The sequence below is a fragment of the Bartonella sp. MR63HLJHH genome (assembly GCF_042194155.1).
Classification (GTDB): Bacteria; Pseudomonadota; Alphaproteobacteria; order Rhizobiales; family Rhizobiaceae; genus Bartonella; species Bartonella grahamii.
In genome coordinates this window covers 24,598-40,997 of sequence record NZ_JBHIMN010000010.1, presented here as the reverse complement: position 1 = coordinate 40,997, position 16,400 = coordinate 24,598, and the positions used below count along the sequence as shown (strand labels likewise).

General features: G+C 38.3%; 17 protein-coding genes. 4 read left to right on the top strand and 13 right to left on the bottom strand.

Annotated features, from left to right (window positions below):
• The first annotated feature begins 106 nt into the window (after positions 1-106).
• The 4 genes from ACFIKQ_RS07400 to ACFIKQ_RS07385 all read left to right on the top strand — a co-directional run bounded on the left by ACFIKQ_RS07400 (position 107) and on the right by ACFIKQ_RS07385 (position 3,217).
• Positions 107-859, top strand: coding sequence for a transporter substrate-binding domain-containing protein (locus ACFIKQ_RS07400; protein WP_012755056.1), 753 nt, complete (start codon positions 107-109; stop codon positions 857-859).
• A gap of 79 nt (positions 860-938) precedes the next feature.
• Positions 939-1,661, top strand: a complete 723-nt coding sequence (locus tag ACFIKQ_RS07395; RefSeq protein WP_375636283.1) for an ABC transporter permease — start codon at positions 939-941, stop codon at positions 1,659-1,661.
• On the top strand, positions 1,658-2,365 hold the full coding sequence (locus ACFIKQ_RS07390; protein WP_375636281.1) for an ABC transporter permease: 708 nt from the start codon (positions 1,658-1,660) through the stop codon (positions 2,363-2,365). The genes ACFIKQ_RS07395 and ACFIKQ_RS07390 overlap by 4 nt, the downstream gene beginning before the upstream one ends.
• 78 nt (positions 2,366-2,443) lie before the next feature.
• Entirely contained in the window at positions 2,444-3,217 is a 774-nt protein-coding gene (locus ACFIKQ_RS07385; protein WP_375644674.1) for an amino acid ABC transporter ATP-binding protein, read from the top strand.
• 20 nt (positions 3,218-3,237) lie between these two features.
• Here ACFIKQ_RS07385 and lpxB read toward each other — a convergent pair whose 3' ends face one another.
• The 13 genes from lpxB to rpsB all read right to left on the bottom strand — a co-directional run bounded on the left by lpxB (position 3,238) and on the right by rpsB (position 16,338).
• Positions 3,238-4,434, bottom strand: a complete 1,197-nt coding sequence (lpxB, locus tag ACFIKQ_RS07380; protein WP_375644673.1) for a lipid-A-disaccharide synthase — start codon at positions 4,432-4,434, stop codon at positions 3,238-3,240.
• Positions 4,427-5,299 (bottom strand): LpxI family protein, encoded by an 873-nt coding sequence (locus ACFIKQ_RS07375; RefSeq protein WP_375652986.1) that lies wholly within the window; start codon positions 5,297-5,299, stop codon positions 4,427-4,429. Before ACFIKQ_RS07375 ends, lpxB begins: the two co-directional genes overlap by 8 nt.
• A 2-nt stretch (positions 5,300-5,301) precedes the next feature.
• Positions 5,302-6,126: an acyl-ACP--UDP-N-acetylglucosamine O-acyltransferase gene (lpxA, locus tag ACFIKQ_RS07370; RefSeq protein WP_375647394.1), complete on the bottom strand. Its 825-nt coding sequence runs from the start codon at positions 6,124-6,126 to the stop codon at positions 5,302-5,304.
• A gap of 24 nt (positions 6,127-6,150) precedes the next feature.
• Positions 6,151-6,618 carry a 3-hydroxyacyl-ACP dehydratase FabZ gene (gene fabZ, locus ACFIKQ_RS07365; RefSeq protein ID WP_375626256.1) on the bottom strand — a complete coding sequence of 156 codons (468 nt, stop codon included), beginning with the start codon at positions 6,616-6,618 and terminating at the stop codon, positions 6,151-6,153.
• A 1-nt stretch (position 6,619) separates the two neighbouring features.
• The gene (gene lpxD, locus ACFIKQ_RS07360; RefSeq protein WP_375636272.1) at positions 6,620-7,666 is read right to left on the bottom strand and encodes a UDP-3-O-(3-hydroxymyristoyl)glucosamine N-acyltransferase; all 1,047 of its coding nucleotides are present in this window, start codon (positions 7,664-7,666) and stop codon (positions 6,620-6,622) included.
• Positions 7,667-7,731: 65 nt separating this feature from the next.
• Positions 7,732-10,128, bottom strand: coding sequence for an outer membrane protein assembly factor BamA (bamA, locus tag ACFIKQ_RS07355; protein ID WP_375636271.1), 2,397 nt, complete (start codon positions 10,126-10,128; stop codon positions 7,732-7,734).
• Positions 10,129-10,331: 203 nt separating this feature from the next.
• On the bottom strand, positions 10,332-11,480 hold the full coding sequence (locus ACFIKQ_RS07350) for an RIP metalloprotease (protein ID WP_375647390.1): 1,149 nt from the start codon (positions 11,478-11,480) through the stop codon (positions 10,332-10,334).
• A 15-nt stretch (positions 11,481-11,495) separates the two neighbouring features.
• Positions 11,496-12,311, bottom strand: a complete 816-nt coding sequence (locus ACFIKQ_RS07345) for a phosphatidate cytidylyltransferase (protein ID WP_375636267.1) — start codon at positions 12,309-12,311, stop codon at positions 11,496-11,498.
• Between the two features lie 503 nt (positions 12,312-12,814).
• Positions 12,815-12,958, bottom strand: a complete 144-nt coding sequence (locus tag ACFIKQ_RS07340; RefSeq protein WP_375636266.1) for a hypothetical protein — start codon at positions 12,956-12,958, stop codon at positions 12,815-12,817.
• Positions 12,959-13,057: 99 nt separating this feature from the next.
• A complete protein-coding gene (frr, locus tag ACFIKQ_RS07335) occupies positions 13,058-13,618 on the bottom strand; it encodes a ribosome recycling factor (protein WP_375636264.1) in 561 nt (186 codons plus the stop codon).
• 37 nt (positions 13,619-13,655) lie between these two features.
• Positions 13,656-14,375 (bottom strand): UMP kinase, encoded by a 720-nt coding sequence (pyrH, locus tag ACFIKQ_RS07330; RefSeq protein ID WP_375636262.1) that lies wholly within the window; start codon positions 14,373-14,375, stop codon positions 13,656-13,658.
• A 157-nt stretch (positions 14,376-14,532) separates the two neighbouring features.
• Positions 14,533-15,456, bottom strand: coding sequence for a translation elongation factor Ts (tsf, locus tag ACFIKQ_RS07325; RefSeq protein ID WP_375636260.1), 924 nt, complete (start codon positions 15,454-15,456; stop codon positions 14,533-14,535).
• A gap of 102 nt (positions 15,457-15,558) precedes the next feature.
• Positions 15,559-16,338, bottom strand: coding sequence for a 30S ribosomal protein S2 (gene rpsB, locus ACFIKQ_RS07320; protein WP_375644672.1), 780 nt, complete (start codon positions 16,336-16,338; stop codon positions 15,559-15,561).
• Between the last annotated feature and the right edge of the window lie 62 nt (positions 16,339-16,400).

The window sequence follows — 16,400 nt, the reverse complement described above, 5'->3', positions numbered from 1 at the left end:
GATCTAAAATAAACATCAATAAATTTTTGAATTGCTCCCAAAAAGCTTACAGATTATAAAAACATAGTGATTTCATATTTGCCCGCTTATCCAATAGGAGAACATCATGAAACTATTAGCAGGAGCTCTTATAATAAGCGCCGCACTATTCACCCAATTGGCTGATGCGAAAACATTAAAAATTGCGAGTGAAGGCACCTACCCTCCCTTTAGTTATATTGACTCAAATAATAAATTGCAGGGACTTGATATTGATATATCTTATGCACTTTGTAAAAAAATGAATGTTGAGTGTACTGTTGTCACACAAGACTTCGAGGGAATGATTCCTGGACTTATTGCAAAAAAATATGATGCTATCATTGCCTCCCTCTCTCTTACACAAGAGCGCTTACAAAAAATTGACTTCACAGATCCTTACTACGATACAGCACTGGCTGTTATTGTTACCAAAGCTTCGGGAATTAAAGAAATCTCAACACAAGACTTTAGAGGTAAAAATCTTGGTGTACAATCAAATACAACACAAGCTTTCTATGCAGAAGATCATTATGCTTCTGAAGAGGTGAAAATTAAACTCTACCCTTCCACAATAGAAGTGAATCGTGACCTTTTAAATCATCGACTTGATGTGATTATTGTTGATAAATTACAAGCATTAAATTGGCTTAAAAATGAAGGAAAAGATTGCTGTCTCCTCCTAGGAACTCTAGAAGAAACAAAATTTCCTGTTGCAATTGCACTGCGTCAAAATAATAATGATCTTAAAAATAAGTTCAATAAGGCGCTAAAAGAAATCCGTTTAGATGGAACTTATGAGAAAATTATGAGAAAATATTTTACAAGTGATATCTATTAAATATCAATATGATGTTTAAATAAAACCCGCTGGTTATTTCTAAAAAATATTATCTAACTCTTTCATGAGGAACACAAGAATGATTGAAAATTTAGCATTGCTATCATTTAGCAATGGTGGATGGGGAGCGGTTATACTTTCTAGTGCAGGAATGACATTGTCATTGGCATTATGTTGTGGACTTCTAGGACTTCCTCTAGGTCTTCTAAATGCAGTGATGATTCGATCCAATATTAAGATGGCCAAAGCGATGGCACGCCTCTTTTCAACGGTATTTCGTGGACTACCAGAGCTTTTAACTTTGTTTTTAGTTTACTACGGGTTACAAAGCCTTATTCAAAATGTCTTGGACTATTTTAATTTTGAAATCATGTTCAGTATCAATGCTTTTGTTGCTGGTGTTCTTGCGCTTAGTATGGTTCTTGCAGCTTTTTCTTGTGAAGTTTGGCTTGGAGCATTTAATATTTTTGATAAAGGCCAATATGAAGCGGCTAAAGCTTTAGGCCTTTCACGGTCAACCACATTTTTTCGTATTGTCTTCCCTCAGCTCATCCGAAATGCCTTGCCAGGACTTTCTAATAATTGGCTTACTTTACTGAAAGATACATCCCTTGTTTCAACCATCGCACTTGTTGACCTCATGCGACAAACGAACTTAGCTGTCGCTGCTACCAATAAACCCATGCTATTTTATCTTGTAGCATGCTTACTCTATTTGTTATTTTCAGCGGTTTTTACTGCAATCTTACGCCATTTGGAAACATACACTCAAATAGGCGATAAAAAGGTGCTACGTCAATGATTCCTGAGTGGCTTTATTTCCTTTTCAATCCTGATCTTTTAAGCCATTATGGACCAAAATTTATTAATGGCTTTATTGTTACTGTTGAGCTTGTTTCTATTTCTTGTTCTCTTGGTTTTTTTCTTGGTATGCTTATCGCTTTTGCACGTTTATCAAAAAATACATTTTTACAGTATTGTGCAAATGCTTATGTCTATTTTTTCCGTGGCTCTCCTTTATTAGTTCAACTCTTCCTTTTTTATTATGGACTTGGTTCAATGAATGACTTCTGGCAGCAGGTTGGTTTGTGGTGGTTTTTTAAAAACGCGTGGTATTGTTGTCTTTTTATTTTTACTCTCAATTCTGCTGCCTATCAATCTGAGATCTTTAAAGGAAGTTTTCTATCCGTAACAACTGGGCAACGTGAAGCATCAAAAGCTTTAGGTCTAAGCAACTCTGTCACATTTTTTAGAGTTATTCTTCCACAAGCAATGATTGTAGCATTACGCCCCCTAGGAAATGAGTTGACTTTAATGATTAAATCCAGTGCTCTTGCCTCACTTATTACTGTTTATGATTTAATGGGGGTTGCTAAACTCACTTATTCACGGACTTTCGATTTTCAAGTTTACGTTTGGGCTGCTCTTATCTATCTCTTTATCGTTGAACTCATTCATCGTTTTATTGTTTTTATCGAACAGCGCCTCACTCGATATTTACGGTAAATAAAATGATCATAAAAAACTTTACAAACAAAAATGTTGAATTAATCAAGTTATTCATCAATGAAAGAATAAAATAAGATGAATTTGAAAAATAATAAATCGATCTCTCCCTGTAAAAACCCTGTGATCTCTATTCGAAATCTAAATAAATGGTATGGAAACTTTCAGGTCCTACATGATATCAACTTTAATGTTCAAGCTGGTGAACATATCGTTATTTGTGGACCATCGGGATCAGGAAAATCAACGTTAATCCGTTGTATTAATCAATTAGAACAAGCACAAAAAGGTTCAATCTGTATCCATAATGTTGATATCCATACCGCTCCTATACAACAGCAAAAAAATGTTCTTCGTAAGATAGGAATGGTCTTTCAGAACTTTAATTTATTTCCCCACATGAGCGTTATACAAAATTGTATTTTAGCACCTATGACAGTTCAAGGACTTTCCAAACAACAAGCACAAGAACGGGCAATTCGCTACTTAACGCATGTTGGTATTGAAAAACACTGTGAAAAATATCCTTTACAACTTTCTGGTGGGCAACAGCAACGTGTTGCGATTGCCCGTGCACTTTGTATGGAACCTGAAGTCATGCTTTTTGATGAACCAACCTCTGCTCTTGATCCAGAAAGTGTGGGAGAAGTTTTAGACGTGATGGCTCGATTGGCCGATACAGGGATCACAATGCTTTGTGTTACCCATGAAATGGGCTTCGCACGTAAAGTCTCAGAAAGAATACTCTTTCTAGAAAATGGAAAAATTGTTGAAGATACAGCCTCTGAAGAATTTTTTACTAATCCTAAAAGCCAACGTGCTTGTAATTTTCTTGCTAAAATTAAATATTAATCATTAACATATTGCTTTATTTATACAATTTTATTCCTGCTTTTTAAAAGAGTGATAATTGTTTGTGCGCCAACACCCCCCGATGGTACTTCAGTTTTCATTTTCTGTTCTACCATCTCAAAGGCATCGAGTTGTGCCTGTCGTATTAAAGGATTAAACAAAAGTTGTTCTACTTGTCTTGCTAACATACCAGGGCGTAAAAATTCATCAAAATATTCCGGTACAATAGGCTTATCAGAAATAATATTGGGAAGAGCTGCACTCCATAAAATTATTTTAGGGAAAATAAAGAATTTAGAAAAACGATCAAGTTTATAGCAAAGGACTGTTGGAATTTTAGCTAATGCTAATTCAAGTGAAACCGTTCCAGATGCTGCAAGTGCAACATCTGCTTGTGCAAAAGCACGCCATTTTGCATCTTCACCAACTACAATTTCCACTTTGCTTTTCCAGCCTTGTACAAAATCACGAATTTTATCCGCTAAACGTGGTAATGTTGGTAAAATAATACGTAAATGAGGAATACGTTGTACAAGAATCTCTACTGTTTCTCGAAAAATAGGCATTAAAGAACGAATTTCTAAATTGCGTGATCCTGGCAAAATAACTAATGTAGGCGATAATGTTTGTGTATCGCTCAAATTTCTTTGTTCTAATTGGCATTTTTTTTCTGACTGAACTATCAAAAGGGGAGGATATGTCAAAAGACGATGTCCAACATAAGTCGTGGGAGGACCACCCAAATCTTGCATAATCTTTTCTTCAAAAGGAAAAACCGCTAAAACATGGTCAACAAACTTGCGCATAGCTTTAGCACGCTCTGGACGCCATGCCCAAACGGTTGGTGCAACATATTTAATGATAGGAATAGAAGGCGCTAAAACGCGCACCTTTTTTGCAACACGATGCGTGAAATCAGGACTATCAATAATAATGAGGCAATCAGGTTGTTCTTGTGCAATAAATTTGGATAAATTGCGAATATGTAGCAACAATAATGGTAGTTTTTTCAACACCTCCTTTAAACCTATTAAAGCAATATCATGGGAATCAAAAAAGCTTTTTAAACCTAATGCCTTTAAATGCCTCCCCCCAACACCAATCAAATGAATATTGCATCCTGTTTGTTGTGATAAACAAGAAATTAAATCGGACGCAAGTAAATCACCAGATTCCTCCCCTGAAACCACAGCAATCTTTAAGAAACAATTATTCATGAGCAAACTTTTCAAATGTCTCTATAAATAGAGAATATTTATTGGCTTTTTCTATTGTTGTTTTCACCGATAATATTAGACTTCTATTTGCCTCCACTGCAACACCAGATAAACCACTTTTTGCAATATTCATTATTGTCGCGGGCCCAATTGATGGTAAATCAACGCGATTATCCTGTTGTGGTTTTGCACATTTTACAAGAACGCCACCTTTAAGGGGAATTTGCCCTCTTTCTCGCATTTCACAAACACGCCATAACATATTATCAGTTCCCTCAGCGCCCTCCAGTGCAACCACCCTTCCTTGGACAACAACAACGGCTTGCCCGATATCTAATTGACCTAAAAGCTTTGCTGCTTCTGCTGCTAAAAAAATATCTTTTTTCTCTTTTTGCGTAGCACGCCGCACTGTTAAATCAAACTCCATAGGAGCTAAAAGATCTGCGACTATCTCGTGAGCACCAACAACACGAAAACCATACGTTTCAATAATCCGTATAAAAGCTTTTAATAACGCATCATCCCCTCTCTTCAAAGCTCCGATTAACTTAGGAAGAGCTAAAAATGTTGTCCAGTCCAGTCGCAATTGTTTAAGAAGTGGGCGCTTTTTCACACCACCTGCCAAAACAACATTATAAACTCTAGCCTCTTTTAAGATTTTAATGAGTCGCGCTAACTCTACAATTGATAGCTCGCAATGCTCATAGCGAGAAAGAACAGAATCTGCCTCACCACGCAAAAGCACAAGAAAAGGATTCTCTCCATTCTTCTCAAGAGCCTGCGCAACAGTAATCGGCAGAACACCATTTCCTGCTATAATAGCAGTACGGCCGGAAAGAAAACCTCTGGCTCCCCAAATAGGCATTTTTAATCCTTATATTCTTTTATTCTATCACCTTCAAATTTTGGTGTACAATAAAAACGTTTTCCTTCTTCCTTAATAAAATTAACTATATCAAGAACAGCCTGAGAAAAAGAATAGAAAGAAGCAACATCACTGACACGCTCTTTAAATGGTTTGCTATGATCAAAAAGCATGGCAACCGCATGACGGAGTGCATGAATATCTTGACGCTCAAGTCCTGCACGCTTCATGCCAATAATATTGAGGCCAGCAAGTTTTGCCTGTACCCCAACAGCTGTTCCATAGGGAATGAGATCACCAACCAATGCCGATACACCACCAATAAATGCATGATGCCCAACACGAACAAATTGATGCACAGCAGCACCCCCACCAATAATCACATAATCACCAATAATAACATGACCAGCTATCATCGCATTATTTGCGAATGTTACATGATTCCCTACATGACAATCATGAGCGATATGCGCATAACAAAAAAATTGGCAATTATCACCAACAACTGTCATTCCTACACTCGAATCGGAACCCCTATGCATTGTTACGCCTTCACGAATCGTACAGTTTTTACCAATCGAAAGAGTCGTAGCCTCTCCCTTATGTTTATTATTTTGCGGATCTCCCCCCAAAACTGCATGAGAAAATACTTTACTCTTGGCTCCTAACGTTGTCTTCCCCATTATCACAACATGACTCATCAAACTGCATCCATCACCAATAACAGCATCTGAACTAATATGACAAAACGGTCCAACTTGTACATTCTCACCAAGCTGCGCTCCCTTCTCCACAAGAGCAGTTGGATGGATTTTTGTACCGGACATTTTTAAATTCCCATCAAATATCGTTTATTCTTCTTCGACAATCATCGCAGCAATTTCTGCTTCAGCGACGCGGACATCTTCTACTTTTGCAACGCACGAAAAACGTCTCATACCAGATCTTTTTTTCAAAAGCTGAACATGAATCTTGAGCTGATCACCAGGCATAACCGGCTTACGAAATTTCGCATTATCAACCGTCATAAGGTAAACTAAATTTGTTTGCTTATTGCCTAAATTTAAAAGTGCTATTGCTCCTGCCGTTTGTGCCATAGCTTCTAAAATCAAAACTCCAGGCATAACAGGCTTTGCGGGAAAATGTCCCGTAAAATGCGGCTCATTAATCGTTATATTTTTAATACCAATAGCTCCTTGTTCACCATCAATATCAACTATACGATCGATTAATAAAAACGGATAACGGTGCGGTAATATTGATAATAGTTTTTCAATATCGACAGCCTCTAAGTTTTTAGTCTTTTCACTGCTGATCATATCAGCGTTTCTCCTTTTTAACTTTTCCCATACTGCGCAACGTCGCTACTTCACGAAACCATTGTTTAAATGGTCGCGCTGGACTACCTCCCCATTTTTCGCCATCCGGAATGTCATTCATAACACCACTACGAGCAGCAATCTGAACACATTTACCTATTATGATGTGATCGGCTACTCCAACACCCCCGCCAAGCTGAGACATATCCCCTATCGATGTACTTCCCGCAATGCCACATTGAGCAGCAATAAGACAATAGCGGCCAATTTTTACATTGTGGGCAATTTGTACAAGATTATCAATCTTGCTTCCTTCACCAATAACAGTATCTTGAAATGTCCCACGATCAATTGTCGTGTTCGCACCAACTTCTACACCATCCTCAATAATAACGCGACCAAGCTGTGGAATTTTCTCGATTCCAGAAACGCCCCCAACATAACCAAAACCATCTTGCCCAATACAAACACCAGGATAAAGCTGAACCTTATCACCTATTATAGAACACTGAACTGTTACCTTAGGAGCAATATAGCAGTCACATCCAATACGGCAATTTTCACCGATAACAGCTGTGGATGAAATGAGAGTTCCTGCACCAATCTCAACATTTCTACCAATAACAGCTCCCGCTTCAATACACACATCATGTGCCAACTTAGCCGTTGGATGAATATGCGCATGCGATGAAATCCCCTTCGATCCTAACCAAGGCATTGGCTTGACAGAATCTGGAAACAAAATACGACCAATCTGAGCAAAGTCACGCTGTGGTGTGGATGTTACCAAAATTGCCATAGTTTCGGGAACTTTAAAAACAATCTCATTCGTACAAAAAACAGCAACAGCGGAACTGTCCAGTAAAGCATCAGAAAACTTCCGATGCTCTACAAAAACAAGAGAACCTTCCACAGCACTCTCAAGTGAAGAAAGAGTATTGATAACTTTATGAGAAAACTCTGGATTAAGAAGCTTTGCACCCGTCAACTCAGCAACATTTGCAACTGTCAATTGCCGGGACGGCGTAAAAAAAAATGTATCCGCCATCAAAACACTTTCTCTCCCAGCTTAAGCTATTCTCTTCAAGTTTTTCCTTCTTAAAATCACTCAAATCAGAACTTCGTAGAAATACCAAAATTCAATTGTTGCAAACGATCACCTTCCTGCTTCGTTATTGGCCAAGCATAATCAAAACGCAAAGGACCAAACGGAGAATCCCACATCAAACTCACACCTGCAGATGAACGCCAAGCACTTTTGGTATTGGTAACAGACGGTTCACCCTTAAAAACGGCTTTATAATTATTGCCATAAAGCGTGGCAATATCCGCAAATAAAGCACCGCGCAACCCGAACCCTTCAGGCACAACAGGGATAGGAAACTGTACTTCAGCAGTCGCATTCATATATGTTGTTCCCCCCAAGAAATAAACCTCACCCTTACTGGAAACCTGACGCGGACCTATTCCATTATATTTGAACCCTCGAATCATATCAGTATTCGCTTTAAACATATCGAAAATACGAACACCATCTCGGCCCATTCCGTGGATATAACCACCCCCAAAGGAAAGCAAACCAACAATATCCTTCTGGTCAGAAAGAGTCTTGTACATCATCGCCTTACCCGTGGTCTTCAAGAACTTTGCACTTCCACCAAGCCCTGCATATTCCTGAAGAAGATGCACGTACCATCCATCATGGGGGGATCTCATATCATCAATCGTATTATAGGTGAAACCATAACTAATTGATGAACGTTTCCAAGGGCTTTGTTTTGCAGCTTGAACAATCGCACCAGAATATTTCCCATATAATTCTATTACGTCACTCTCTTTGTCAAAATCGTACTCTCCGCCAAAATCATATTCTTCCTGTACATAAGAATAAGCTACATTAGCAGATAATTGATTATTAATAGGTAATGAAAACCGTAGCGATCCACCTGTCTGTCGTACATCATAGGCCTTATCAGCACGGTAAGTACTACGAAAAACATCAACGCCAGCAGATAAACGATACCCTAAGAAATAAGGATCAACAAATGATAAATTATAATTACGAGATTTTTCTTGCCCCGCACCTAATCCTAAACGAACATATTGACCACGTCCCCCAAGATTACGTTCGGTAACAGAAACTTCAAGTGACATACCAGGACTTGTCCCCCCTGTTGTATATCCTCCAGAAAGAGAGAGATCTCCTGTTGAAGCTTCAACGACATCTATTACCAAAATAACTTGGTCAGATTGATCTGTGGGAACCATTGAAATATTAACGGCTTTGAAGAAACCTAAACTTTCTAGACGACGTTTTGCCCGCTGTAATAAAGTTTGATTGTAAGCATCCCCTTCGTTTAAATCAATCTCACGGCGAATGACGTAATCACGCGTTTTCTCATTGCCACGTATATCAATACGCTGAATATAAGCACGTGTACCCTGTTCAATATTATATAAAATTGAAATTGTATGATTTGCTAAATTACGATTTCCCCGCGGCTCAACTTTAGCAAAAGCATATCCCGAATCAGCAACCTTGTTATTAATAATTGCAACAGACTGTTCAATATCTTCTGCGCTATAAACATCACCTGGCTGGGTTTTAAGCACCCTTTTCACAGATTGAACGTCAATTCCATCAACATCACTTTCAACCTGAATATCACTAATTTTATAGCGCACACCCTCATCAAGAACGAAAGAAATTTTATATGTATTGCTTGCTGCATCAAAAGTCGCTTTAGAAGAGACTACACGAAAATCTGCATAACCACGATTATAATAAAAGCGACGTAAAGCTTCTTCATCAGCAGCGAGACGCTCTTCACTGTAAACATCACCTCCCAATAACTTCGAAAAAATTCCTGAAGTTTTTGTTGAAATCACATCACGCAAACGACGACTTCCAAAGACACTATTCCCCTTAAAAGTGATATCACCAATCTTTGTTTTTTGCCCTTCAACAACATTAAATACTACATTAACTCGCCCTTTTCCAAGGTTAATCGTTTGAACGTTGACAGTGATATTATTACGACCAAGAGTTTTATAAGCTTCACGAATTGTATTTATATCAGCAGAAAGCTTAGCAGAATTAAAAGGCTCATTCGGTTTTAAAGAAATAAACCGCTTAAGATCTGGGTCTTTAAAAGATTTATTTCCCTGAAACAATATCTGATTGACAACCTCATATTCTTTTACGAATACAACCAATTTATCACCTACCGGATTTATTTTAACATCATAAAATAAACCCAATTCGAAAAGATTCTTCACAGCATTATCAACATCAGCACTGGAAACCCCTTGTCCAGCCTTAATCCCCATATTGTCTCGAATCGCCTGAGAACTTACAAACTTATTCCCACGAACCTCAATAGAACGGACTACAGACGCTTGCATTTCTCCAACCGCAGCAATTGACATAAAAACCGTTGCCGGGGCAATCATCCCCATCTTTAACACCAATACAGATGCTGCATTTAAAAACTTTGAATTTGTAGTCATTGGCTTTTTTACCTTACTCTTGTTCCTTGGACATGATGCCTTAAAAAGCTAACTGCCATAACAACCTTTTTACAGCGAGACTTTTCATTCCTTAATTACTCATTATAATGTACGACGCCACAACATTTTGCAGACATGGTAAACAACCTTCAATTTGTTTTCGCTATTATTACTCAATTTATAAAGCGTTTTCCATAATTTAATTAGCTAAACCAACAAAAATAATCATTAAAAAAGACAAAGATCATAAAAAGGAGAAGAATGGAAAAACCTAAACGAAAAATAATTCCCTGAATTTTAGCAGATATTTTCCTCCTAGTAATGACCTCAATGACATGCAATAAAAGATGCCCACCATCAAGCGGTAGAATCGGAAAAAGGTTAATAAGCCCAACACTTATTGAAAGAAAAGCTGCCAAATTCAACAAAGAAACAAAACCTGTCTCGCTCACTTTCCAAGCAATTTTAACGGTTTTAGAAGGTCCACTTAGCCGACAACGGTCCTCTTTTCCTCCTATTAAACGACTCATAAAAAGAACGGTTTGAGTGACGATAAACACAGTACGATCTGACGCTTCTCTTACAGCTGTTACAAAACCATAGCGAATATGTTTTATATAAGTTGGATCTAAATGTGCAGGATTATTTAAATCAATAGGAACACCTACACCTATCATAGCACTTCGTGTTCGATTACCAAATCCATCATCTCGCTCAACGATTTTCGGGGTAATCACCGTTGTAAAGAATCGCCCCATGCGTTCTATTTTAAACTCTATGGGTTCTCTTCCGTGAAAAGCTACATAATTCATCAAATCTTCAAAACTTTCAACCCGTCGTCCATCCATTTCAACAAAACGATCACCTAACTCCAAACCGGACTGAAGAGCAGGGCTATCTTTTACCAAAGAACCAACAACGGGCTCAATGGCTACACGACCATAGATAAAGAAAAAAAATGTTAGAATAACAACAGTAAAAAGGGCATTGAAAAAAGGACCGGCAAAAACAGTTGCTGCTTTTTTCCAAGCATGCGCACTAGCAAATGAACCATCAACAATCAGAGATGATTGGGATGATACCATATCGATTTTTTCCTCATCCCCAACAAACTTTACATACCCTCCTACGGGGATAAGTGCTAAGCGCCACTTCGTGCCATGCTTATCTGTATAACTCGCTATTTCTGGCCCAAATCCAAGCGAAAAAACTAACGCCTTAATACCACACCACCGACCAATGAGATAATGCCCAAATTCGTGCACAAAAATGATAATCATAATGATGAAAAGAATACTCAAACTTCTTAAAAGAAAATCACCCATAGTGACGATATAATTTAAAAGTCCCAAACTACCTTCTCCCAATTAGATCATACTAAAAAGATTAAAAGGTGCATCCATATCAGACATAAATGAACCAATTAAATAAAGAAGAAAAGCTGCCCCTACCAATCCATCTATACGATCCATAAAACCACCATGTCCAGGCAATAAAGAACTAGAATCTTTAACAGAAAACCGTCTTTTGAGCCATGATTGCCCTAAATCACTCAATTGTGAAACAATTGACAAAACAAGTGTAAGAAGTGGCACAAAAAAACTTGCTAAATTTATATCAAAAAATCCAAAAGAAACCCATATACCACCGAAAACTCCGACAAATGTACCACCAAGTGCTCCTGACCATGTTTTATTAGGAGAAAATTGTGGTGCTAATTTAGGTCCCCCTAATGCACGTCCGATAAAATACCCACCAATATCTGTTCCCCACACTATCGTAAATAAGAAAATAACAACTTGGAACCCCAACATTTCATGATCCCGTAGAAAGCATAAAGCAACAACAGGAAAAGATGCATATAAAAAACCACAAAAAACCCAACCACTCTTTTTTATAGATATAATAGCCAACACCGCAGCCAAAACGATTAAAACACAAAAAATCAATGAAGCAGATACACTCAACACTAAAAAAAAGCCAAAGATCAAATAAAAGGTACTTGCTAATATTTTTTGTAAAATACACCATTTCTCTTTAGTAATACTCATCCACTCATAAAGAACAAAACCGCCAATACACCATACAAATAAAAAAAAGAAGATTCCTCCCAACCATGTTAGATACAACGCAATAACGCCAAACACAAAAGCTGTCAGAACACGATAAACCAAATTAGACAAAACAACATCCAAACAATAAAAATAGAAAATACAAGCTCTAAAATTGACGCAAGAAAAACTTCCCTACGCAGTATTTTTATTTCATACTTGTATAAATTTCTCTTATAATTTATCATAAATAATTCAGTCTACAAAGATAGCGCTTTTGAGACCAATAATCAATGAAACCAACTTCAAAAATCTCCGTCAGGATTAATCCTAAAATATTTTTTTTAATATTTTCTCAAATATAAAATGAAAAAGCAGCTATCTATCTCCCATATGAATTAACTAATATAGCTTTCGTATAACAACACTTCTCTATCAACTATTCGTCATTGAAAAACGAATTACGCCACATAACATCTGCTTGATCGATTATACTCACATGTTTTATAATGGGAAAATAAGAGAAAGGTTAGGCTTATTTTTTGCGTTATATTCTTTCCCCAACCCTCATCTTAGAATATTTGAATAATTTCTAATAATACTTTCATTATGTAGTTTAACAAAGACATGCTAAACTAAAAGCCCTCACCATGCTGCTCAATAGTGTCTTCCTGCAAAGAGCTTGATTTACCATGCAGATTAAAAAATAAAAACATCTGCCCTTTCAAATCAATCCCTCCCATATCAAGATGATAAAACGATAAAATACCTTCCTGCATCACACCTTGCTATCACAGAGCACTCTACTTCCTACTATTATCCATAGAAACAATTTACAGGCTGGAAGTATAACATCTTTCTCTAGCGACAAAACCGTCTTAAACGTGCATAATTTCAGATTCTTTTACGGCTAAAATTTTATCAATATCAGCAATCGTTTCATCTGTGAGTTTTTGAACTTTTTCAGACAAACTATGGGCTTCATCTTGTCCAATTTCACCATCTTTTTCTAACTTTTTCAAATTGTCCATACCATCCCGACGAACATGACGTGTAGCAACACGCGCTTGCTCTGCATAGTGATGTGCAATTTTTACAAGTTCTTTACGGCGCTCTTCATTCAACTCAGGCAAAGGAATACGTAAATTCGTACCATCAGTTATGGGATTTAAACCAAGACCAGAATCGCGAATAGCGCGCTCTACAGCTCCTACCATCGTTTTATCCCATACAGAAACAGAAAGCATCCGAGGTTCGGGAACAGAAATATTAGCAACCTGATTTATGTGCACAACAGAACCATAAGATTCAACGGTCAACGGTTCTAATAAACTGGCCGATGCACGTCCAGTCCGCAAACCACCTAATTCATGTTTAAAAGCCGCAATAGCACCATCCATGCGACGTTTCAGATCATCCATAATTGATGTAACATTCATATTTCTGTCTCCTTCAATTGTCCTTTGAAGCTTACCCTTATTCCGATACTATTGTAAAGCGTCCTGTTCCATTCAAGACCTTAGCCAAACCGCCTTTTTCATGAATGGAATACACAATAATCGGTACATTGTTCTCACGTGCTAAAGTGACCGCCGTTGAATCCATAACAGATAACCCCCATTGTAAAACTTCAACATGTGTTAATTGGTCAAAACGCTTAGCCGTAGGGTCTATCTTTGGATCTGCTGAATAAATACCATCAACTTGTGTTCCTTTAAGAAGGACATCCGCACCAATCTCTGCTGCACGTAAAGTAGCAGCAGAATCAGTGGTAAAAAATGGGTTTCCTGTACCACCCGCAAAAATAACAACTTTTCCCTGATTCATATAAGCTATTGCTTTACGTTGCGAGAAACTTTCACAAATTTGTGGCATAGCAATCGCAGAGAGTACAACAGTTTCAACCCCTAATTTTGTCAAAGATGTTCGCAATGCTAAAGAGTTAATAGCAGTTGCAAGCATTCCCATATGATCCCCTGTCACTCGGTCCCCACCACGCGAAGCAACAGCAACGCCACGAAAAATATTTCCCCCACCGATAACAACCGCAACTTCTACCCCCATTGTGCGCACTTCTGCAATATCAGCGGCAATACGGTCTACAACAGAAACATCAATGCCAAAACTCTGCCCCCCCATAAGAGCTTCACCAGAAGCCTTTAAAAGAATACGTTTATACGGAAGTGCTAATGCCATTAATAATCTCCCCAAAAGCACATTGACTTTTTGCTTTTGACATCACGAAGGGCACCACTTTTTTCACGTGACGCCCTCTCAACAATTACATTGCTCCCATCAGAGATTCTACAACCAACGATATGATTTTAAATCTCTGATCAAGAGTTTGCAATAACTAGCCTTTTACAGCAGCAGCAACCTCTGCAGCAAAATCAGACTCCTCTTTTTCCACACCTTCACCCAATGCAAAACGAATAAAGCCTGTAATTTTTGCTGGTGCGCCAATTGATTTTTCAGCATCCTTTAAAGCTGCCTCAACAGTCATATCAGGATTCATAACGAAAGCTTGAGAAAGCAAAACAACCTCTTCAAAAAACTTACGCATACGTCCTTCTACCATTTTTTCAATGATATTTTCAGGCTTTCCAGACTGACGTGCTTGATCTGAAAAAATTGCTTTTTCACGTTCAACAGCAGCAGCATCAACATCTTGTGCTGTAAGCGCTAAGGGATTGGTTGCTGCAATATGCATCGCAACCTGCCGACCAAAAGCAAGAGCAGCCCCTTTATTTCCTGTTGTTTCAATCGCAACCAAAACACCAAGCTTACCAAGACCATCAGCTACACTATTGTGTATATAAGTCGCAACAACACCATTCTCAACAGACAATTTAGCGGAACGACGAAATGTCATATTTTCGCCAATTGTACCAATTGCATCTTTAATCGTAAGCTCTACAGTCTTCTCAGAACCTGGATAAAGAGAAACAGAAACAGATTCAACATCACCTGGCGTATCTAAAGCAGCAGTTGCTACATTGCGCACGATATCTTGGAATCCGGCATTGCGTGCAACAAAATCTGTTTCAGAATTAATCTCAACCAAAACCGCATTTAAATCTTTTGATACGACTCCGATTAATCCTTCAGCCGCTGTACGACCGGCCTTTTTATCTGCTTTAGCTATTCCTTTTTTACGAAGCCAATCAACAGCAGCTTCCATATCACCACTGGTTTCAGCTAGAGCGGCTTTACAGTCCATCATACCAGCGCCAGATAGTTCTCGAAGTTCTTTTACTTGTGCAGCAGTAATGCTCATATTTGCCTCTTTATTCTGTAATAGTGAAAGCGTGCAAAACCCCTCTGCACGCCTATAACTTCTTCTTTAGACAATAAAAGTACCTTAATTAGGCGTTTTATATTATTCAGAAACTTCTGAAACCGCATTTTCTTCCAAAATAGGCTCCACAGGCGCATCAACTTGAGCTCCTAAATCGATACCCATTGCTCCTTGCTGGCGTGCAATACCATCAAGGGCGGCACGAGCAAAAAGATCGCAATAAAGAGAAATTGCACGTGAAGCATCATCATTACCTGGTATCGGATGCGTTACGTCATCAGGATCGCAATTGGTATCAATAATAGCGATAACAGGAATGCCTAAACGTTTTGCTTCTTGAAGGGCAATATTTTCTTTATTCGTATCGATGACAAATATAAGATCTGGAACAGATCCCATATCTTTAATACCACCAAGCGCACGATTAAGCTTTTCACGATCACGTTCAAGATTTAAACGTTCTTTTTTGGTAAAACCTTGCGCCTCAGCAGCAAGAATTTTGTCAAGCTTTCGCAAACGATGTATCGAATTGGAAATCGTTTTCCAGTTTGTGAGCATACCGCCAAGCCAACGTGCATTAACGTAATACTGGGCAGAACGATTCGCCGCATCAGCGATAATATCAGATGCTTGCCGTTTCGTACCAACAAAGAGAATACGACCACCACGCGCAACAGTATCTGAAACAAGTTTAAGCGCTTGGTATAAAAGCGGAACGGTCTGAGCAAGGTCAATAATATGGATATTATTACGCTGACCATAAATATAGGGAGTCATTTTGGGATTCCAACGATGAGTCTGGTGACCAAAATGCACACCTGCTTCTAAAAGCTGGTGCATAGTAAAATCGGGTAGTGCCATAAATCTTATCCTTTCCGGTTCAACCTCCGCGGAAAAAGCAGGAAAACCTACTACCGGCGGAT

What these genes read in the sequence shown, in the direction of transcription:
- tsf (WP_375636260.1), bottom strand. Translation starts at nt 15,456, where the DNA reads ATGAGCATTACTGCTGCACAAGTAAAAGAACTTCGAGAACTATCTGGC.
- ACFIKQ_RS07390 (WP_375636281.1), top strand. Translation starts at nt 1,658, where the DNA reads ATGATTCCTGAGTGGCTTTATTTCCTTTTCAATCCTGATCTTTTAAGC.
- lpxA (WP_375647394.1), bottom strand. Translation starts at nt 6,126, where the DNA reads ATGTCCGGTACAAAAATCCATCCAACTGCTCTTGTGGAGAAGGGAGCG.
- bamA (WP_375636271.1), bottom strand. Translation starts at nt 10,128, where the DNA reads ATGACTACAAATTCAAAGTTTTTAAATGCAGCATCTGTATTGGTGTTA.
- ACFIKQ_RS07340 (WP_375636266.1), bottom strand. Translation starts at nt 12,958, where the DNA reads ATGCAGGAAGGTATTTTATCGTTTTATCATCTTGATATGGGAGGGATT.
- frr (WP_375636264.1), bottom strand. Translation starts at nt 13,618, where the DNA reads ATGAATGTTACATCAATTATGGATGATCTGAAACGTCGCATGGATGGT.
- ACFIKQ_RS07395 (WP_375636283.1), top strand. Translation starts at nt 939, where the DNA reads ATGATTGAAAATTTAGCATTGCTATCATTTAGCAATGGTGGATGGGGA.
- ACFIKQ_RS07385 (WP_375644674.1), top strand. Translation starts at nt 2,444, where the DNA reads ATGAATTTGAAAAATAATAAATCGATCTCTCCCTGTAAAAACCCTGTG.
- lpxD (WP_375636272.1), bottom strand. Translation starts at nt 7,666, where the DNA reads ATGGCGGATACATTTTTTTTTACGCCGTCCCGGCAATTGACAGTTGCA.
- fabZ (WP_375626256.1), bottom strand. Translation starts at nt 6,618, where the DNA reads ATGATCAGCAGTGAAAAGACTAAAAACTTAGAGGCTGTCGATATTGAA.
- ACFIKQ_RS07400 (WP_012755056.1), top strand. Translation starts at nt 107, where the DNA reads ATGAAACTATTAGCAGGAGCTCTTATAATAAGCGCCGCACTATTCACC.
- lpxB (WP_375644673.1), bottom strand. Translation starts at nt 4,434, where the DNA reads ATGAATAATTGTTTCTTAAAGATTGCTGTGGTTTCAGGGGAGGAATCT.
- ACFIKQ_RS07375 (WP_375652986.1), bottom strand. Translation starts at nt 5,299, where the DNA reads ATGCCTATTTGGGGAGCCAGAGGTTTTCTTTCCGGCCGTACTGCTATT.
- pyrH (WP_375636262.1), bottom strand. Translation starts at nt 14,375, where the DNA reads ATGGCATTAGCACTTCCGTATAAACGTATTCTTTTAAAGGCTTCTGGT.
- rpsB (WP_375644672.1), bottom strand. Translation starts at nt 16,338, where the DNA reads ATGGCACTACCCGATTTTACTATGCACCAGCTTTTAGAAGCAGGTGTG.